The sequence below is a fragment of the Williamsia sp. M5A3_1d genome (assembly GCF_053345315.1).
Genome location: NZ_JBKEZX010000003.1, coordinates 295,604 through 312,255, shown reverse-complemented (window position 1 = coordinate 312,255; position 16,652 = coordinate 295,604). Strand labels below are relative to the sequence as shown.

General features: G+C 68.3%; 20 protein-coding genes and 1 pseudogene. 9 read left to right on the top strand and 12 right to left on the bottom strand.

All coding sequences use genetic code 11. The annotated features are described in order from the left end of the window. Nucleotides 1–207: 207 nt before the first annotated feature. Complete coding sequence (locus ACLBW1_RS13795) at nt 208–1,593, bottom strand: condensation domain-containing protein (protein WP_447812402.1); 1,386 nt, start codon at nt 1,591–1,593, stop codon at nt 208–210. Between the two features lie 106 nt (nt 1,594–1,699). Between ACLBW1_RS13795 and ACLBW1_RS13790 the strand changes: the two genes are divergently transcribed. Then, a complete protein-coding gene (locus ACLBW1_RS13790) occupies nt 1,700–2,290 on the top strand; it encodes a DUF4190 domain-containing protein (protein WP_447812401.1) in 591 nt (196 codons plus the stop codon). 114 nt (nt 2,291–2,404) lie between these two features. Here ACLBW1_RS13790 and rpsQ read toward each other — a convergent pair. The 11 genes and pseudogenes from rpsQ to rpsJ form a co-directional block, all read right to left on the bottom strand. Continuing rightward, nucleotides 2,405–2,671 (bottom strand): annotated as a pseudogene (gene rpsQ / locus ACLBW1_RS13785) (30S ribosomal protein S17); the annotation flags it as partial. A gap of 23 nt (nt 2,672–2,694) precedes the next feature. Beyond that, the gene (gene rpmC, locus ACLBW1_RS13780) at nt 2,695–2,943 is read right to left on the bottom strand and encodes a 50S ribosomal protein L29 (protein WP_045823697.1); all 249 of its coding nucleotides are present in this window, start codon (nt 2,941–2,943) and stop codon (nt 2,695–2,697) included. After that, the gene (gene rplP / locus ACLBW1_RS13775; protein WP_045823698.1) at nt 2,943–3,359 is read right to left on the bottom strand and encodes a 50S ribosomal protein L16; all 417 of its coding nucleotides are present in this window, start codon (nt 3,357–3,359) and stop codon (nt 2,943–2,945) included. Before rplP ends, rpmC begins: the two co-directional genes overlap by 1 nt. A 3-nt stretch (nt 3,360–3,362) precedes the next feature. Further along, complete coding sequence (gene rpsC, locus ACLBW1_RS13770) at nt 3,363–4,217, bottom strand: 30S ribosomal protein S3 (RefSeq protein ID WP_447812400.1); 855 nt, start codon at nt 4,215–4,217, stop codon at nt 3,363–3,365. After that, entirely contained in the window at nt 4,217–4,675 is a 459-nt protein-coding gene (gene rplV / locus ACLBW1_RS13765) for a 50S ribosomal protein L22 (RefSeq protein ID WP_328858608.1), read from the bottom strand. Before rplV ends, rpsC begins: the two co-directional genes overlap by 1 nt. Further along, nucleotides 4,672–4,953, bottom strand: a complete 282-nt coding sequence (gene rpsS / locus ACLBW1_RS13760) for a 30S ribosomal protein S19 (RefSeq protein ID WP_045823701.1) — start codon at nt 4,951–4,953, stop codon at nt 4,672–4,674. The genes rplV and rpsS overlap by 4 nt, the downstream gene beginning before the upstream one ends. A 17-nt stretch (nt 4,954–4,970) precedes the next feature. Beyond that, the gene (gene rplB / locus ACLBW1_RS13755; protein ID WP_045823702.1) at nt 4,971–5,807 is read right to left on the bottom strand and encodes a 50S ribosomal protein L2; all 837 of its coding nucleotides are present in this window, start codon (nt 5,805–5,807) and stop codon (nt 4,971–4,973) included. 43 nt (nt 5,808–5,850) lie between these two features. Next, nucleotides 5,851–6,156: a 50S ribosomal protein L23 gene (gene rplW / locus ACLBW1_RS13750; protein WP_045823703.1), complete on the bottom strand. Its 306-nt coding sequence runs from the start codon at nt 6,154–6,156 to the stop codon at nt 5,851–5,853. A 1-nt stretch (nt 6,157) separates the two neighbouring features. Further along, nucleotides 6,158–6,847 (bottom strand): 50S ribosomal protein L4, encoded by a 690-nt coding sequence (gene rplD, locus ACLBW1_RS13745; protein ID WP_447812399.1) that lies wholly within the window; start codon nt 6,845–6,847, stop codon nt 6,158–6,160. Further along, nucleotides 6,844–7,500: a 50S ribosomal protein L3 gene (gene rplC, locus ACLBW1_RS13740; RefSeq protein WP_447812398.1), complete on the bottom strand. Its 657-nt coding sequence runs from the start codon at nt 7,498–7,500 to the stop codon at nt 6,844–6,846. The genes rplD and rplC overlap by 4 nt, the downstream gene beginning before the upstream one ends. A gap of 35 nt (nt 7,501–7,535) precedes the next feature. Continuing rightward, nucleotides 7,536–7,841, bottom strand: coding sequence for a 30S ribosomal protein S10 (gene rpsJ / locus ACLBW1_RS13735; protein ID WP_003938093.1), 306 nt, complete (start codon nt 7,839–7,841; stop codon nt 7,536–7,538). A 579-nt stretch (nt 7,842–8,420) separates the two neighbouring features. Between rpsJ and ACLBW1_RS13730 the strand changes: the two genes are divergently transcribed. From ACLBW1_RS13730 to ACLBW1_RS13695, 8 genes are all read left to right on the top strand, one after another. Then, the gene (locus ACLBW1_RS13730) at nt 8,421–9,179 is read left to right on the top strand and encodes a response regulator transcription factor (protein ID WP_447812396.1); all 759 of its coding nucleotides are present in this window, start codon (nt 8,421–8,423) and stop codon (nt 9,177–9,179) included. A gap of 29 nt (nt 9,180–9,208) precedes the next feature. Further along, entirely contained in the window at nt 9,209–10,186 is a 978-nt protein-coding gene (locus ACLBW1_RS13725) for a HAMP domain-containing sensor histidine kinase (protein ID WP_447812967.1), read from the top strand. Between the two features lie 71 nt (nt 10,187–10,257). Further along, a complete protein-coding gene (locus ACLBW1_RS13720; RefSeq protein ID WP_447812395.1) occupies nt 10,258–11,802 on the top strand; it encodes a DUF4153 domain-containing protein in 1,545 nt (514 codons plus the stop codon). A 17-nt stretch (nt 11,803–11,819) separates the two neighbouring features. After that, nucleotides 11,820–12,326: a hotdog fold domain-containing protein gene (locus ACLBW1_RS13715; RefSeq protein ID WP_447812394.1), complete on the top strand. Its 507-nt coding sequence runs from the start codon at nt 11,820–11,822 to the stop codon at nt 12,324–12,326. Between the two features lie 170 nt (nt 12,327–12,496). Further along, nucleotides 12,497–13,210, top strand: coding sequence for a GntR family transcriptional regulator (locus tag ACLBW1_RS13710; RefSeq protein ID WP_447812393.1), 714 nt, complete (start codon nt 12,497–12,499; stop codon nt 13,208–13,210). Nucleotides 13,211–13,309: 99 nt separating this feature from the next. Next, nucleotides 13,310–14,875, top strand: coding sequence for an NCS1 family nucleobase:cation symporter-1 (locus tag ACLBW1_RS13705; protein WP_447812392.1), 1,566 nt, complete (start codon nt 13,310–13,312; stop codon nt 14,873–14,875). A 17-nt stretch (nt 14,876–14,892) separates the two neighbouring features. Then, a complete protein-coding gene (locus tag ACLBW1_RS13700; RefSeq protein WP_447812391.1) occupies nt 14,893–15,633 on the top strand; it encodes an aspartate/glutamate racemase family protein in 741 nt (246 codons plus the stop codon). A 101-nt stretch (nt 15,634–15,734) separates the two neighbouring features. Continuing rightward, nucleotides 15,735–16,532: a glycosyltransferase family 2 protein gene (locus tag ACLBW1_RS13695; RefSeq protein WP_447812390.1), complete on the top strand. Its 798-nt coding sequence runs from the start codon at nt 15,735–15,737 to the stop codon at nt 16,530–16,532. Nucleotides 16,533–16,652 lie beyond the last annotated feature (120 nt).

Here is a 16,652-nt window from a genome sequence, read left to right as displayed (position 1 = left end):
CGCGACTGTGCAGTTGTCCAAAGTTCGCCCGTTCGCAGGACGAGTTCACGGTGGTGGTGGTGTCACGAGCTCCTAGCCGTTCGCCAGGCGAAACACGCTGCGCACCATGCGTATCACCAGGCTCAGCACCCTCACACGCACCGGCGCGGGATCTGTGCACATGGGTGTTCTCCGACAATCCGGGCCACCCCGATCGACAGGCGACTCTCAGCGAACGGGCAGCCCACCGCGTCTCCCCGATGCGCCGATCGCCGCGATCGACTCGCCGGGCCGGGCGAGGAACTCGTCGAGGAACGCCAGGAAACCGTCGAGGTGGCCTGCGATCTCGGCGCGGGTGTACATGGTCGAGTTGCCGTGCAGGTCCACGCGGATGGGCAGTCCCGCACCCGCCTGATAGAGGTTGATGCGCAGGTCCTCGAGGATGCCGGAGGACACGATGTGGTAGCTCACCCGCGCACCGTGCAGCGCCAATGGGCGCTCGAAGAACACCAGGTTCACGATCGGACCGAAGGTCACGCGCCGCTCGTCGAGGCCGGCGGTCCTGGCGATGTCGGCGAACCGGTACCGCTGGTGGCGAAGACATCCGGTCAGCTCCGCACCGACCGCGGCCACCAGGGATTCGGGCGAGTGCTGCCCGACGGCGTCGACACGCACCGGCAGCATGTTCGCCAGCATCCCTCCGGCACGTTTGATCTTCGCCGTGACCCGACCGGTGATCGGAAGCGTCAGGACGACGTCGTCGCGGCCCGTCACCACCGCGAGGTACGCACCGAACGCCGAGGCGAGCAGCGCCGCGGCGGACCCGCCGAACTGCTCGGCACGCGCGTCGAGGGCCGCACGGGTGTCGGCCGACAGCTCGCGGCCGGCGATCGCGTGATCCGGGTGGAGGCGACCGGTCTGCTCGCGCGCCAACGACACCGGCGCCGGGAGATCGACCACCTTCTGCGCCCAGTACGCGGCGTCGGCGTCGCGGCGCGACCCTGTCCGGTAGCGCTCGTCGTCGGCGGTCACCTCGGCCAGGGTCGCCCGCGGGGCCACCTCGTACTCCTCGCCCGCCATCGCCGCGTTGTACCGGTCGACGCCCTCGTGCAGGCAGCTCAGCGCCGCGAACCCGTCGAAGGCGATGTGGTGACCGCGCAGATACCAGAAGGTCCGGTCGTCGGCCACGCGGATGAAGGCCGACACCGCCATCGGATCGGCCGTGAGGTCCATCGGAGCGGTGTGATCCGCCCGCATCCACTCCTGCGCGGCGGCCAGGGGATCGGGCTCCGAGCGAAGGTCCACCGTCGCGACGTCGAACGCGACGCCCGGGTCGACGAACTGTCCCGGCACACCGTCGACGAGCACGAACCGGGAGTACGCCGTCTCGAGCAGACGCGCACCCTCGATGACACCGCGGCGGAACACCTCCGGATCGAAAGGGTGTCCCCCGTCCCCCACGTCGTCGACGATGTCGAGGTAGTGCGCGACGGTCACCGAGTAGTCGTCCTGCAAGAGCTCGGCGGCCCACATCTCCTCCTGCGCGGCCGTCAACCCGAATGTGTCGGGCCCGAACAGGACGGAACCCTCCGGTGTCCCCACGACCTCGGTCACGGCCATCCCTCCCCGGTCGGCTCCCCCGCCGACACGACGAACGATGGTAACCGACCCAGCCTCGCGAATCCGGTGTCGGTCATACGTCCTGTGATACAACGCTCCGATGAGCACACCGAACGAACCCTGGTCGAACGACGACGAGAAACCCGACCTCCAGAAATCCACCCCGCCGCCGTACCCGGGCGCCTCGGGATCGAGCTATCCGCCACCCGGTCAGACCCCGTATCCGGGTGCGGGATACGGCGACTCCTCCTATGGCCAACCCCCGTACGAGCAACCCCAGTACGGACAGCAGTCGCCGTATGGCCAACCCCAGTACGGACAGCAGGCGCCGTACGGTGAGCCCCAGTACGGTCAGCAACCGCCGTATGGGCAGGGCCCCTACGGCCAGGCCCCGTTCGGTGCACCGGCTTTCGGTGCGCCGGAGAACAACACGCTCGCCGTGGTCTCGCTGGTCACCGGCATCCTGTCGATCCCGGCACTGCTGCTGTGCTACCTCGGCGTGCCGTTGGCGATCGCGGCACTGATCACCGGCTTCATCGCCCGCGGCCAGATCAATCGGGAGCCCGCCCGGTTCCGCGGGACCGGTCAGGCGACGGCCGGGATCATCTGCGGCGCCATCAGTCTCGTACTGCTCGTCCTGCTGATCGTGCTCATCGCCGCGATCGGGTTCAGCTCGCCCACCGACTTCTGAGCACCGCCGCGGGTTCGACCCCGCGGGAAAGACTCCTCGGAAACAGAACGACCCGCCACCGAGAACTCCGGTGGCGGGTCGTTCCGCTCTACGTGGGTCGTGATGCGAGAGGGCCTACTTGGCCTTCTCGAGGACCTCGACGAGGCGCCAGCGCTTGGTGGCGCTCAGCGGGCGGGTCTCCATGAGGCGCACGCGGTCGCCGATGCCGGCGATCTCCTGCTCGTCATGGGCCTTCACCTTCGAGGTGGTGCGGATGATCTTGCCGTAGAGGGGATGCTTCACGCGGTCCTCGAGCTCGACCACGATCGTCTTCTGCATCTTGTCGCTCACGACATAACCGACGCGCACCTTGCGCTGTGCGCGCGGCTTCGTTTCGGGAGTGCTCACAGTGGTGTCCTTCTCGCTCATGCGTCGTCACCGACCGTCGCGTCGGAGTCGGGGCCGCCGGCGAGTCCGAGCTCGCGCTCACGCATCACGGTGTAGACGCGTGCGATCTCACGACGGACCAGCCGCAGACGGCGGTTGTTGTCGAGCTGTCCGGTCGCCATCTGGAAGCGCAGGTTGAACAGCTCCTCCTTCGACTCGCGGAGACGCTCGAGGAGTTCTGTGTCACCGAGCTCACGGAGCTCGGCGGCAGCGATACCGAGTGCCATCAGAACGACTCCTCTCGTGTCACGATGCGGGTCTTGATGGGCAACTTGTGCTGCGCGCGGCGCAGGGCCTCGCGAGCGGTGTGCTCATCGGGGTAGCTCATCTCGAACAGCACGCGACCGGGCTTGACCGGCGCGACCCACCACTCGGGCGAACCCTTACCGGAACCCATGCGGGTCTCGGCGGGCTTCTTGGTCAGCGGGCGGTCGGGGAAGATGTTGATCCACACCTTGCCGCCACGCTTGATGTGCCGGTTGATCGCGATACGCGCGGACTCGATCTGACGGTTGGTGATGTACGCGCTCTCCAGTGCCTGGATGCCGTAGTCACCGAACGTCACCTTGGTGCCGCCCTTGGCCTGCCCCTTGAGGCTGGGGTGGTGCTGCTTGCGGTGCTTGACCCGGCGTGGGATCAGCATGGGTCAGCCCTCCTGGTTCTCTGTCGGGGTCGCCGGGACGTCGGCGCCGGCGGGCGCCGAGACCGGGGCCTCGGTGACCGGTGCGACCGACGCGGTGTCGGCTGCTGCGCGGCCGGCCTCGGTGCTGGTCGCGGTGGTGCCCGAAGCACCACTGCGGCGCGGACGGGCCGGACGCTCACGGCGGGGACGGTCGCCGGCCGGGGCCGACGCGGCGGTGAGCTCGCGCTTGCCGCCGACGATGTCGCCCTTGTAGATCCAGACCTTCACGCCGATGCGGCCGAAGGTGGTCTTGGCCTCGTACAGCCCGTAGTCGATGTCGGCACGCAGCGTGTGCAGGGGCACGCGGCCCTCGCGGTAGAACTCGCTGCGGCTCATCTCGGCACCGCCGAGACGACCCGAGCACTGCACCCGGATCCCCTTGACGTTGGGCTGACGCATGGCCGACTGGATCGCCTTGCGCATGGCGCGACGGAACGCGACACGGTTGCTGAGCTGCTCGGCGACACCCTGTGCCACGAGCTGCGCCTCGGACTCGGCGTTCTTGACCTCGAGGATGTTGAGCTGCACCTGCTTGCCGGTCAGCTTCTCCAGGTCGCCACGGATCCGGTCGGCCTCGGCGCCGCGGCGACCGATGACGATGCCCGGACGGGCGGTGTGGATGTCGACGCGGACGCGGTCACGCGTGCGCTCGATCTCCACCTTGGCGATGCCGGCACGCTCGAGGCCGGTGGCCAGGAGCTTGCGGATGGCGACATCCTCTTTCACGTAGTCCGCGTACTGCTTGTCGGCGTACCACCGCGACTTCCAGTCGGTGGTGATACCCAGACGGAAGCCGTGCGGGTTGATCTTCTGGCCCACTACTGAGCTCCCTTGCTTGTCTTCGCGGCGGCCTTCTGTGACACGGCCTTCTTGGGTGTCTTCGACCGGCTGCGACCCGACGGGGCCGAGGCGGTGACACTCTCGACGACCACGGTGATGTGGCTGGTGCGCTTGCGGATCCGGAACGCACGCCCCTGGGCACGCGGACGGAAACGCTTCATCGTGGGGCCCTCGTCGGCGAACGCCTGCGAGACGACCAGCGTGCGCCGGTCGAGTCCCAGGTTGTTCTCCGCGTTGGCCGCGGCACTCGCGACGACCTTGGCGACGGGCTCGCTCGCGGCCTGCGGCGCGAACAGCAGGATGTCGAGAGCCTCGTCCACGTTCTTGCCGCGGACGAGATCGATGACGCGGCGGGCCTTCATCGGCGTGACGCGAACGAACTTCGCGGTGGCCTTGGCCGTCGGGTTCAGAGTCTCCGGGCTCTTGGCTGCACTCATCGCCTCTTCGCCTTCCGGTCGTCCTTGATGTGTCCCTTGAACGTGCGCGTCGGCGCGAACTCACCGAGCTTGTGTCCGACCATCGAATCCGAGACGAACACCGGCACGTGCTTGCGACCGTCGTGGACCGCGAAGGTGTGACCGATGAAGTCGGGGATGATCGTCGAGCGGCGCGACCAGGTCTTGATGACCTGCTTGGTGCCCTTCTCGTTCTGGACGTCCACCTTCTTCAGGAGGTGGTCGTCGACGAACGGGCCTTTCTTCAGACTGCGTGGCATCTGCTACTCCCTCCTGCTTATCGCTTGTTCTTGCCGGTACGGCGGCGGCGGACGATCAACTGATCACTGGGCTTGTTGCGGCGGGTACGGCCTTCCGGCTGTCCCCACGGGCTGACCGGGTGGCGACCACCGGAGGTCTTGCCCTCACCACCACCGTGCGGGTGGTCGACCGGGTTCATGACGACACCACGGACGGTGGGGCGCTTGCCCTTCCAGCGCATACGGCCGGCCTTGCCCCAGTTGATGTTGCTCTGCTCGGCGTTGCCGACCTCGCCGACGGTGGCGCGGCAGCGCACGTCGACGCGGCGGATCTCACCCGAGGGCATACGCAGGGTGGCGTGTGCACCCTCCTTGCCCAGCAACTGGATCGAGGCGCCGGCACTACGGGCCATCTTCGCGCCGCCACCGGGACGCAACTCCACGGCGTGGATCTGGGTACCGGTCGGGATGTTGCGCAGCGGCAGGTTGTTGCCGGGCTTGATGTCGGCGGTTGCCCCCGACTCCACGACGTCGCCCTGGTTGAGCCCCTTCGGCGCGATGATGTAGCGCTTCTCGCCGTCGAGGTAGTGCAGGAGCGCGATGCGCGCGGTGCGGTTGGGGTCGTACTCGATGTGAGCGACCTTGGCGTTGACGCCGTCCTTGTCGTTGCGACGGAAGTCGATCAGTCGGTAGGCGCGCTTGTGCCCGCCACCCTTGTGCCGGGTGGTGATGCGTCCGTGCGCGTTACGACCGCCGCGACCGTGCAGCGGGCGGACGAGCGACTTCTCCGGGTGGTCACGGGTGACCTCGGCGAAGTCGGCGCCACTGGCGCCGCGGCGGCCCGGTGTCGTCGGCTTGTACTTACGAATGGCCATGAGTCTTCTTGTCCTCTACTTCTTCCCAGGGGTACCGGCGGCGTCAGCCGACCGGCCCTCCGAAGATCTCGATGGGCTTGCTGTCTGCGGTCAGCGTGACGATGGCGCGCTTGGTGTCCTTGCGCTTGCCGTAGCCCGAACGGGTGCGCTTGCGCTTGCCCTGACGGTTGGCGGTGTTCACGCTCACGACCGAGACATCGAAGATCTTCTCGATGGCGATCTTGATCTGGGTCTTGTTGGACTCCGGGTGCACGATGAACGTGTACACGTTGTCCTCGATCAGTCCGTAGGACTTCTCCGAGATCACCGGCGCGAGGATGATGTCGCGCGGATCTGCCTCAACAGTCATCTCAGGCCTCCTTCTCGTCTGTCTTCACCGCGCGCGAGACGAACGCGTTGAGCGCCTCGACGCTGAACACGACCTCGTCGGAATCGAGCACGTCGTAGGTGTTGAGCTGATCGGGCGTGATCGGCAGCACGTACTGCAGGTTCGCGACCGACTTCCACGCCGCGGTGTCCTCGCGGCCGATGACGACCAGGAACTTGCGGCGGTCCGACAGCGCCTCGAGGAACGTCCGCGCGGCCTTCGTCGACGGGGCCTGCCCGGCGACGAGTTCGGTGATCACGTGGATGCGCTCGTTGCGCGCCCGGTCCGAGAGGGCTCCACGCAGGGCGGCGGCCTTCATCTTCTTGGGGGTGCGCTGGCCGTAGTCACGCGGCTTCGGGCCGTGCACGACGCCACCACCGGTGAACTGCGGGGCACGGGTCGAACCCTGACGGGCGCGACCGGTTCCCTTCTGGCGGTACGGCTTCGCGCCACCGCCGGAGACCTCTGCGCGGGTCTTCGCCGAGTGGGTGCCCTGCCGTGCGGCGGCCTGCTGCGCGATGACCACCTGGTGCATCAGCGCGATGTTGGCCGGCGCGTCGAAGATCTCGGCGGGCAGGTCGACGGTGCCGTCGGTCTTGCCGTCGGCGGTCTTGACGTCGAGGGTCAGCTTGGTGGCTGCGTCACCGGTCGACTTCGTGGTGTTGACGCTCATACGGTCACACCGCCTTTCACTGCGTCGCGGACGATCACGACGCCGCCCTTGCGACCCGGGATCGCTCCCTTGATCAGCAGGAGGCCGGCCTCGGCATCGACCTTGTGCACGGTCAGGTTCTGGGTGGTGACGCGCTCGTTGCCCATGCGTCCGGCCATCCGCATGCCCTTGAACACGCGACCCGGGGTGGCGCAGCCACCGATCGAGCCGGGTGCGCGGTGCACGCGGTGGGCGCCGTGGCTCGCGCCCAGGCCCTTGAAGCCGTGACGCTTCATGACGCCGGCGAAGCCCTTGCCCTTCGAGGTGCCGGTCACGTCGACGACGGCGCCGTCGGCGAAGATCTCGGCGGTGAGCTCCTGGCCCACGGTGAAGGAGGACGCGTCGTCGACGCGGAGTTCGGTCAGGTGGCGACGCGGCGTGACGCCGGCCTTCGCGAACTGGCCTGCGACCGGCTTGGTCACCTTCCGCGGATCGATCGCACCGTAGGCGAGCTGGACGGCGACGTAGCCGTCGGTCTCCTTCGTGCGGATCTGCGTGATCACGTTCGGTCCGGCCTTGACGACGGTGACCGGGACAACCCGGTTGTTCTCGTCGAAGACCTGGGTCATCCCGAGCTTCGTGCCCAGGATTCCCTTTCCGTTCTTCTGTGTCATATCTGTGTCAGTCCCTCTTCGGCGCTCTGGCTCGTCTACTGGATGTTGACGTCGACGCTGGCCGGCAGATCGATGCGCATCAGGGCGTCAACGGTCTTGGGCGTGGGGTCGAGGATGTCGATCAGACGCTTGTGCGTCCGCATCTCGAAGTGCTCGCGAGAGTCCTTGTACTTGTGCGGCGAACGAATCACGCAGTACACGTTCTTCTCTGTCGGCAACGGCACCGGGCCGACCACGCGAGCCCCGGTACGGGTCACGGTCTCCACGATCTTGCGCGCCGAAGCGTCGATCGCCTCATGGTCATAGGCCTTGAGCCTGATGCGGATCTTTTGTCCCGCCACGCTGTGTCCTCTTCCGTCTGGTGTCTAGTCGGCAGATCGCCGCGCGAGGGCGGCCACAGATGACCACCGCGCGCAGTCGTCCTGCGCGCTGCCGGCGAACCCTCGCCGGTGGTGATCGACACTGTTCATCTGTCGTTGTGCGTTCGACCCGCCACGACGTGCGTCGCTGCGGGCCTGGTCGAGCTGGCCGGGTGCGGATCTCTCCGACACCCGAGGTCGGGCGTGTCGTTCGCTCAGAACACATCTGTGCGATTGCGTCATCTACCCGGTGACCTCACCGAACCGGCCGCATGACGGCGCCGAGATCGGAAATCCTTGCTTGTCGAACGGGTGCGCACCGGTGCCCGAAGCAGTTCGTCTCCGCTTGCTCCGTCAGCCACACTCGAACCCGATCGAGGCCGCACGAGAGCGCGTACCCGATCAGGGCAACCCGAACAGTATGCAACAGATGCGGGTCGAGGCCAAATTGCCGGCCGTGGTCCGAACCCCCGGCGCAGGCCGAGCTCGACGGCGGGATCTTCACGGTCTCTGCACATGATCTGCGCGGCATGTCGACAACCGGTCGTTACCGTCTCAGCCATGAGGCCACAGGAGATCGTGACGGGCGAGTTCGCGGCAGGGGCGACCGCGGCGGGGCCGTCGGTGCTCGTCGTCGACGACGAACCGGTGATCCGCACGTCCATCGCCGAACGGATGCGCGCGGAGGGATTCGTCGTCCGCACCGCCGACACCGGCCCGCAGGCCCTCGATCGCCACCGCGAGGCGGTGCCCGACGTGGTGATCCTCGACCTCATGCTCCCCGGGATCGACGGTCTCGAGGTGTGCCGGCAGATGCAGGCGCACACCCCGACCCCGGTGTTGATGCTGACCGCGCGGTCGGAGGAGACCGACCTCGTCATCGGCCTGGGGGTGGGTGCCGACGACTACCTGGCCAAGCCGTTCTCGATGCGCGAACTCGTCGCCCGCACCCGTGCACTGCTGCGTCGCGCCGAGCGCTACCCCTCCCCCGACGTCACCCCGGCCGGGGCGGACGTCACGGCGTTCGGGGACCTGCGCATCGATCACAGCGCCCGACAGGTCGCCGTCGCCGACGGGGCCGTACACCTCACCCGCACCGAGTTCGACCTGCTCGCCACCCTCGCACGCCATCCCGGCGCCGTCCTGAGCCGCGGACAACTCCTCGAGACGGTGTGGGGGTGGGCCGAGGCCGGGGAGACCCGCACCGTCGACTCCCACATCCGGTCGTTGCGACAGAAGGTGGGTGCGCACCGCATCCGGACCGTGCACGGGGTCGGTTACGCGCTCGACGCCCGTCCCGACGCGACCGACCGGACGTGACGCCGGGTCTGCCACGGCCGCTCGACGCGATGCGGTCGTTCAAGTTCAAGACCGCCGTCGTGGTCGGCACCGCACTGTTCACCTCGAGCGTGTCGTTCTGGGTGACCGCGCAGTGGCAGTTCCGCTACGCACTGCTGATGGCCCTGGCGGTCGCGTTCGTGGTGACGTGGGTGCTCGCCCACGGCATGACCTCGCCGCTGCGCGAGATGACCGGCGCGGTGCGACGGATGTCGCAGGGCGACTACTCCGGTCGGGTGCGGGCCACCTCCCGCGACGAGATCGGCACCCTGGCGACAGCCTTCAACCAGATGGCCGCCGACCTGGCCGAGACCGACACCTACCGTCGCGAGATCGTCGGCAACGTCGCCCACGAGCTGCGCACCCCGGTCGCGGCATTGCATGCCGTGCTCGAGAACCTCGTCGACGGCGTGGCGACCCCCGACCGCGACACCCTCGAACTGGCCCTCAACCAGACCGAACGGCTCGGTCGGCTCATCACCGACCTGCTCGACCTGTCGCGGGTCGAGGGCGGCGCCGTCGCCCTCCATCGGGATCCGGTCGCACTGCACCGTCTCGCCTCCGACGCCGTCGCCGAATGCAGCCTGCGCAACCGCGGCAGCGGCGGATCGCGCACCGACGTCACGCTCCGCAACGCGGTGCCCGCCGACCTGACGGTCGAGGCCGACGCGGCGCGGCTGCACCAGGTGTTCGCCAACCTCCTCGACAACGCGACCCGCCACTCACCCCCGGGCGGCACCGTCGAGATCGCCGCGCGGGCCGAACCGACGGCGACGGTCATCGAGGTGGCCGATCAGGGCCCCGGCATCGCCCCCGCCGAGCGGGCCCGGATCTTCGAGCGGTTCACCCGCGGCGGTTCACGAGACGGTCAGACCGGCCTGGGACTGGCGATAGCGCACTGGGCGATCGCCCTCCACGACGGCGAGATCGAGGTCGTCGACGACCCCGACGGCTGCCGGATCCGGGTACGGCTCCCGGCCTCCCGCTGAAGATCCCGCTCCGACGTCGCCGTCCCTGAGCCGGCGCCCATCACACCCGTTCGACGAGAGGCGATACCCCCATGTCTGAAACAGGTCCGCCCGAAACAGCCCCACCCGGATCAGCCCTTCCCCCGCCCGACCTCCCCTGGGACGTCACCCCCGACGCCGGGGACTCGCAATGGTGGTGGGTCGACACCGATCCCGACACACCGTCCGCCGCCCCGACCCGGGTGCTCGCCGTCGTGGTGCTCGCCGCGATCGCGGCCGCGGTGGCGATGCCCTCACAGGCCTCGGGGATCGGGGTGCCGCTCATCGGGCTCGGCGTGATCGCCGCGGTGCTCGTGGGCTCGCCACACCGACCGTCGACCGGCGGTCTCCTCGCCGCGACAGCCGTGCTCGCCCTGCTGTCGGTGACCGCGTGGCGCAGCGCCGGGTGGGTCGGAGCGGTGTGCCTCGCGCTCGCGGTCGTCACCGCGCTCGCGGTTCTTCTCGATGCCCGATCTTTCCGGGAGACGGCGCTCGGCGCGGTGCTGTCGATCGTGTTCCTGCCGCAGGCGGTGGCGTGGGTGTCGCGAACCGTCGCCCACGTCCGCGCGGGCCGACGCATCGACAACGTCCGGGGTGTCGCGGCGGTCGCCGCACTGACGGTCGCGCTCGCCGTGGTCTTCGGTGCCCTGTTCGCGACCGCCGACGCGAGGTTCGCCGACCTCCTCGACCACATCACCCCCGACCTCGGCCCGGTGAGAGTCGGCCCCCAGATCGTGGTGGGGTTCGCCGTGGCGGTCGTCGTCGCGGTCGGCGCCCACCTGCGCTGGATGCGACCGCGCTCACCGCATGAACCGAGGGCACCCCGACCGCTCGGCGACACCTGGATGTGGGCGGTTCCCGCGGGCACCGTCCTCGCGATCTGCGTCGCCTTCGGACTCACCCAGGCCCCGGCGCTGTTCGGGGGTGACGACTACGTGCAGAGCACGGCCGGCCTCACCTACGCCGACTACGCGCGGTCGGGCTTCTGGCAGCTGTTCGTCGTCACCGGCCTCACCATCGGAGTGGTCTCGGTGGCGTGGCGCCGCAGCGCCCGCGACACCCGCACCGAACGGGTTCTCGCCCGGGGGATCCTCGGCGGACTGTGTCTCGCGGCGCTGGCCGTCGTGGCCTCGGCGCTGCACCGCATGGACCTCTACACCGAGGCGTTCGGCGCGACCCGGCTGCGGTTCGGCGCGAGCGCCGTCGAGTGGTGGTTCGCCGCGGTCGTCGTGGTGCTCATGGCCGCGGGCGCCGGACTCGGGACGCGGCACCTGCCTCGAGTGCTCGCCGTGGTGACGATCGGCGCCGCGCTGGCCTTCGCGGTGTCGAACCCCGATGCCCGCATCGCCGCGACGAACGTCGACCGATTCGTCGACACCGGCCGCATCGACATCGACTATCTGGCCGGACTGTCCCCCGACGCGACCGAGGCACTGCTCGACCTGCCGCGACCGGTCCGCGACTGCGCGATCGCCGCCATCGCGGCCGACGTGCTCGACCACGGACGGTGGACCGATCTCGACCTCGGACGGGTGCACGCACGCGACGCCCTCGAGAGGGCGGGCATCACCTCGACGCCGACGTGCCCGCCGCGGTGAGCGGTACGGTGTCGGCCATGACCGAGGCCTCCACCACCCCCGTCCGACCCGCGACCTCCAACCCGACCTACGCGCTGTGGCGTCGGCTGCCGCAGAACGCGATCGGTGCCGCCGTGTTCTCGCTCGGCATGGTCGCCCGCGTCCCCTACTTCGGCACCATCGTCCCGTCGGTGAAGGAACTCGCACCGGGACGTTGCGTCGTCACCGCACCCAAGTGGTTCGGCGTGCACAACCACATCGGGACCTTCCACGCCATCGCCGCCTGCAACCTCGCCGAATGCGCCATGGGCATGTTGATGGAGGCGACCGTGCCCGACGGCCTGCGCTGGCTGCCCAAGGGGATGCACACGCAGTACCTCGCGAAGGCGACCACCGGACTGCGCGCCGTGGCCACCCTCGACGAGCCCATCGACCCCGCGTCCATCGGCAGCGGAGCCGACGTCGTGGTGACCATCGCCATCACCGACAAGGCGGGCCTCGAGGTCGTGCACTGTGAGATCACCTGCTGGGTGACGCCGAAGTAGCGTTCGCCCGATCACCCCGGCCTCCGACGGCATCCCCAGCGGAGATCACCTGCTGGGTCACGCCGAAGTAGTCGCCGGGACAGACGTCGCTTCACCCGGCATCAGGGGGCGGGAGTTGCGACAATCGTCGGGTGCGCGGCGGCTGGTCGTCGCGAGGGCGAGGAGCGCAGATGGTGCCGGGTCGGGTACGCAGCAGCGCACTGCTCGCGGCACTGTCGGACATCCCGACCGGCCCGTCTCAGGCGAGCGTCCTCGACGGGTTGCGCAGGGTCATCCTCGACGGTGTCGCGGTGCCGGGTTCGCCGATCCCGGTGGGCGAGGTCGCCGGGGTCTTCGGCGTCAGCCCCATCCCGGTCCGTGAGGCGCTCAAGACGCTGATCAGTGAGGGCCTCGTGGGACACGAGACCAACGGTGGCTACTTCGTCGCCCAGCTCACCGGCGACGAGCTCCGCGAGATCTATTACGTACGAGGCGTTCTCGAACGTGCTGCGCTCGGTCAGGCCATCGAGCGGGCGACCGCCGACGACATCGCGATGGCCCGCGCGGCCAACGACGCACTGTTGGAGGCGACTGCGACCGCGAATCCGCGTGCCTACCAGATCAATTCGCGACGATTCCACCAGGCGTTGATCGCACCCTGCGGGATGCACCGGCTCATCAACATGTTCGAGTCGACCTGGAACATCACCGAGCCGTTCCAACTCATGCGGACCGCGACCCCGCAGATGCAGACCCGCCTCCACTCCGACCACGAGGCCATGATGGCGGCGATGACCGAGCGCGACATCGACTCGTTGATCGCCGCAGCCGGCGACCACCACGCGCGGCTCGAGACCATGATCGTCGGCACCGCAGCAGGATCGGACATCACCGACCGACGCTGACGCCGACGTCGGTGACCGGCGAAAATATACTCTCGAAGTAACGCATCAGAAATCAGCCGGTCCTAATCTCAGTGGAATTCAACGAATCCAGGAGATGCCATGACCGACATCAAGACAACCGATGCCGTGGTCGAACCGACGCGTGTCAGCGCGGCCGGGGAGAGCGTCATCAAGGTCGGATACCACCAGAACCTCACCAACGAGGATCTCGCGCCGCTGAAGAAGCAGAGCTGGACCTCCTACAACATCTTCGCGTTCTGGATGTCGGACGTGCACAGCGTCGGTGGGTACGTGTTCGCGGGAAGCCTATTCGCCCTGGGCATCTCGGCGTGGCAGGTGCTCATCGCGCTGCTCGTCGGCATCTTCATGGTGTATTTCCTGTGCAACCTCGTGGCGCGACCCTCCCAGCAGGCCGGAGTGCCCTACCCGGTGACCACCCGCATCGCGTTCGGCGTACGTGGCGCCAACCTGCCCGCCATCCTGCGCGGCCTCATCGCCGTCGCCTGGTACGGCATCCAGACCTACCTCGCGTCGGTCGCCTTCGGCCTGCTGGCCCTGAAATTCTGGCCGTCCCTGGCGAAGTTCGACTCGGTCGACGACTACGGCTTCCTCGGCCTGTCGCTGCTGGGATGGGGTGGGTTCATCCTGATGTGGGTGCTGCAGGCGATCGTGTTCTGGAACGGCATGGAGACCATCCGCAAGTTCATCGACTTCTGCGGGCCCGCGGTCTACGTGGTGATGGTGATCCTCGCCGGCTACCTGATCTACAAGGCGGGCTGGAGCAACGTGCACTTCGATCTCTCGTCGGGTCCGAACAAGAGCGGGTGGGCGTCGATCACGGCGCTGATCAGCGCGATCGCCCTGGTGGTGTCGTACTTCTCCGGACCGATGCTCAACTTCGGCGACTTCTCGCGATACGGCCGCACCTTCGGCGACGTGAAGAAGGGCAACTTCCTCGGCCTGCCGGTCAACTTCCTGTTCTTCTCGATCCTCGTGGTCTGCACGGTCTCCGCCGGCGCCACCGTCATCGGCCGTGACGCCGACGGCAACATCATCACCGACCCCGTGCACATCGTCGATCGCATCGACAACACCACCGCCGCGATCCTCGGTGTGCTCACCTTCGCCATCGCGACCATCGGCATCAACATCGTCGCGAACTTCGTCTCCCCCGCCTTCGACTTCTCCAACGTGGCGCCGACGAAGATCACCTGGCGGATGGGCGGCATGATCGCCGCGATCGGTTCTGTGCTCATCACACCGTGGAACCTGTTCAACAACCCCTCGGCGATCCACTACACACTCGACACCCTCGGCGCGGTCATCGGACCGCTGTTCGGTGTGCTCATCGCCGACTTCTACCTGGTCAAGAAGAAGCAGATCGTGGTCGACGACCTGTTCAGCATGTCGCCGACCGGACGCTACTGGTTCCGCAGCGGCGTCAACCCGGTGGCCGTGATCGCCACCGTCGTGGCCGGAGCCGCGGGCATCGCGGTCGTCGTCGAGGGCACCACCTACATGGCCAGCTACACCTGGTTCGTGGGCGCCGGACTCGGCTTCGCGATCTACTCGCTCGGGATGCGCCTGCTGCCGCCGACGTTCATCCACGACAACCCGCCTGCGCCGGTCGCGACCACAGCACCGGCCGCCGACGTGTCGGCCTGAGAGTCCAGACTGGGTTCATGCGGATCTGCCTGATCAACCCGAACACCACCACGTCGATGACCGACCTCATGGTCCGCGCGGCGCAGGCGGCCGCCGGGGCGGGCACGGAGATCGTCGGGGTCACCTCGTCGATGGGCCCGGCGTCGATCGAGAGTCACTACGACGAGGCCCTCGCCGTCCCGGGCGTGCTCGCGGCGATCACCGCCGACCGCGCCGGCGACACCCCGTGCGACGCCTACGTGCTGGCGTGTTTCGGCGACCCCGGCCTCGACGCGGCCCGCGAGATCGCGGGCGCGCCGGTGGTGGGCGTCGCGCAGGCCGCCATGACCCTGGCGGGCCTGGTCGGTGGCGGTTTCTCGGTGGTGACCACGCTGTCGCGGACCATCGGCCGCGCCGACGAACTGACCCACCGCTACGGGGTCGCAGGTCTGTGCCGCGGCCTGCACGCCTGCGACATCCCGGTGCTCGAACTCGAGACCGACCCCGACACCGAGGCCGTCCTGACCGACGCCTGCGCGCGCGCTCTCGCCGACGACGGGGCGGAGTCGATCGTCCTCGGGTGCGGCGGGATGGCCGAACTCGCCGCACGGATCTCGGCGAAGATCGGGGCGCCGGTGATCGACGGCGTGGCGGCCGCGGTGCGCCTGTCCGAGGCCCTCGTCCCGGTCGCCGGTTTCCCCGGACCGGCCAGTGACGAGTACTCGTCACCGCCCGCGAAGCATTACACCGGAATGCTCGCGGGGTTCGGACGACTGTGAGACATCAACGCTTCTTCGCGTGTTCAGATGAACATCGCTAATTCGCAAGACTTACGGTGCGGGTGTACGAAACAATGTGCAATATGTCGAAGTCTCTCCTTGTGACCGTTCCCGTATACGGCCAGATCGAGTACACCCACGCGCTGGTGGGAGACCTCGAGCGTGAGAAGGCCGATTATCTGATCGTCGACAACAAGGGTGACTACGAACCGCTCGGCGACGAGCGCGTGGTGACCCCGGGCCAGAACACGGGATGGGCCGGGGGCTCGAACCTCGGCCTGCGCACGGCGTTCGTCGAGGGCTACGACGCCGCGATGACCCTCAACAACGACGTCAGGCTGTCGCACGGCTACTTCGAGGGCCTTCTCGACGACCGGCTCCCCTCCCACGCCGGGGCGGTCGTGGGTCTCTACGACGACGCCGGCGCCCACCCGGCCCTGCTCGCCGACTACGAGGGGCCTGCCGCCGGCTACACGCCCCGCGATGCCTACCGCGAACTTCCGGCCGTCGACGGCACCGCCCTGATGCTCACCCGCGACGCGTTCGTGGCGACCGGCGGACTCGACGAGCGGAGCTTCGGACGCTTCGGCTGGGGCGCCGACCTCGACCTCTGCATGCGTCTGCGTGCCGCAGGCTTCGGTATCTGCGCGACCGAGCGCAGCTTCCTCAACCACTTCGGCCGCAAAACCGCCGACGCCGTCGCCGGTCGTCGCCGCTACCAGTTCTTCGGTGGCAAGGAGATGGCCCGCGGCCTCAAGAAGCTCTACGGCAACAAGTGGCGCAACGACGTCGTCACGCAGCGGTTCGAGGTCCGCAGCCTCGCCGACGGATCGGTGTTGCGCACCGAGACCCCCCGCATGGTGTTCAAGGCCGACCCGGTACCCGCCGGCGCCCACTGAACCCCGGGCGTCGTCGCGCGTCCACATGGCGCGCCCACCGTGGCGTGTCCCGTGTGAGGGTCTTCACCGCCACATCACACGACGGCAACCATCCGATAGCGAATCGATGCACCACCCTGC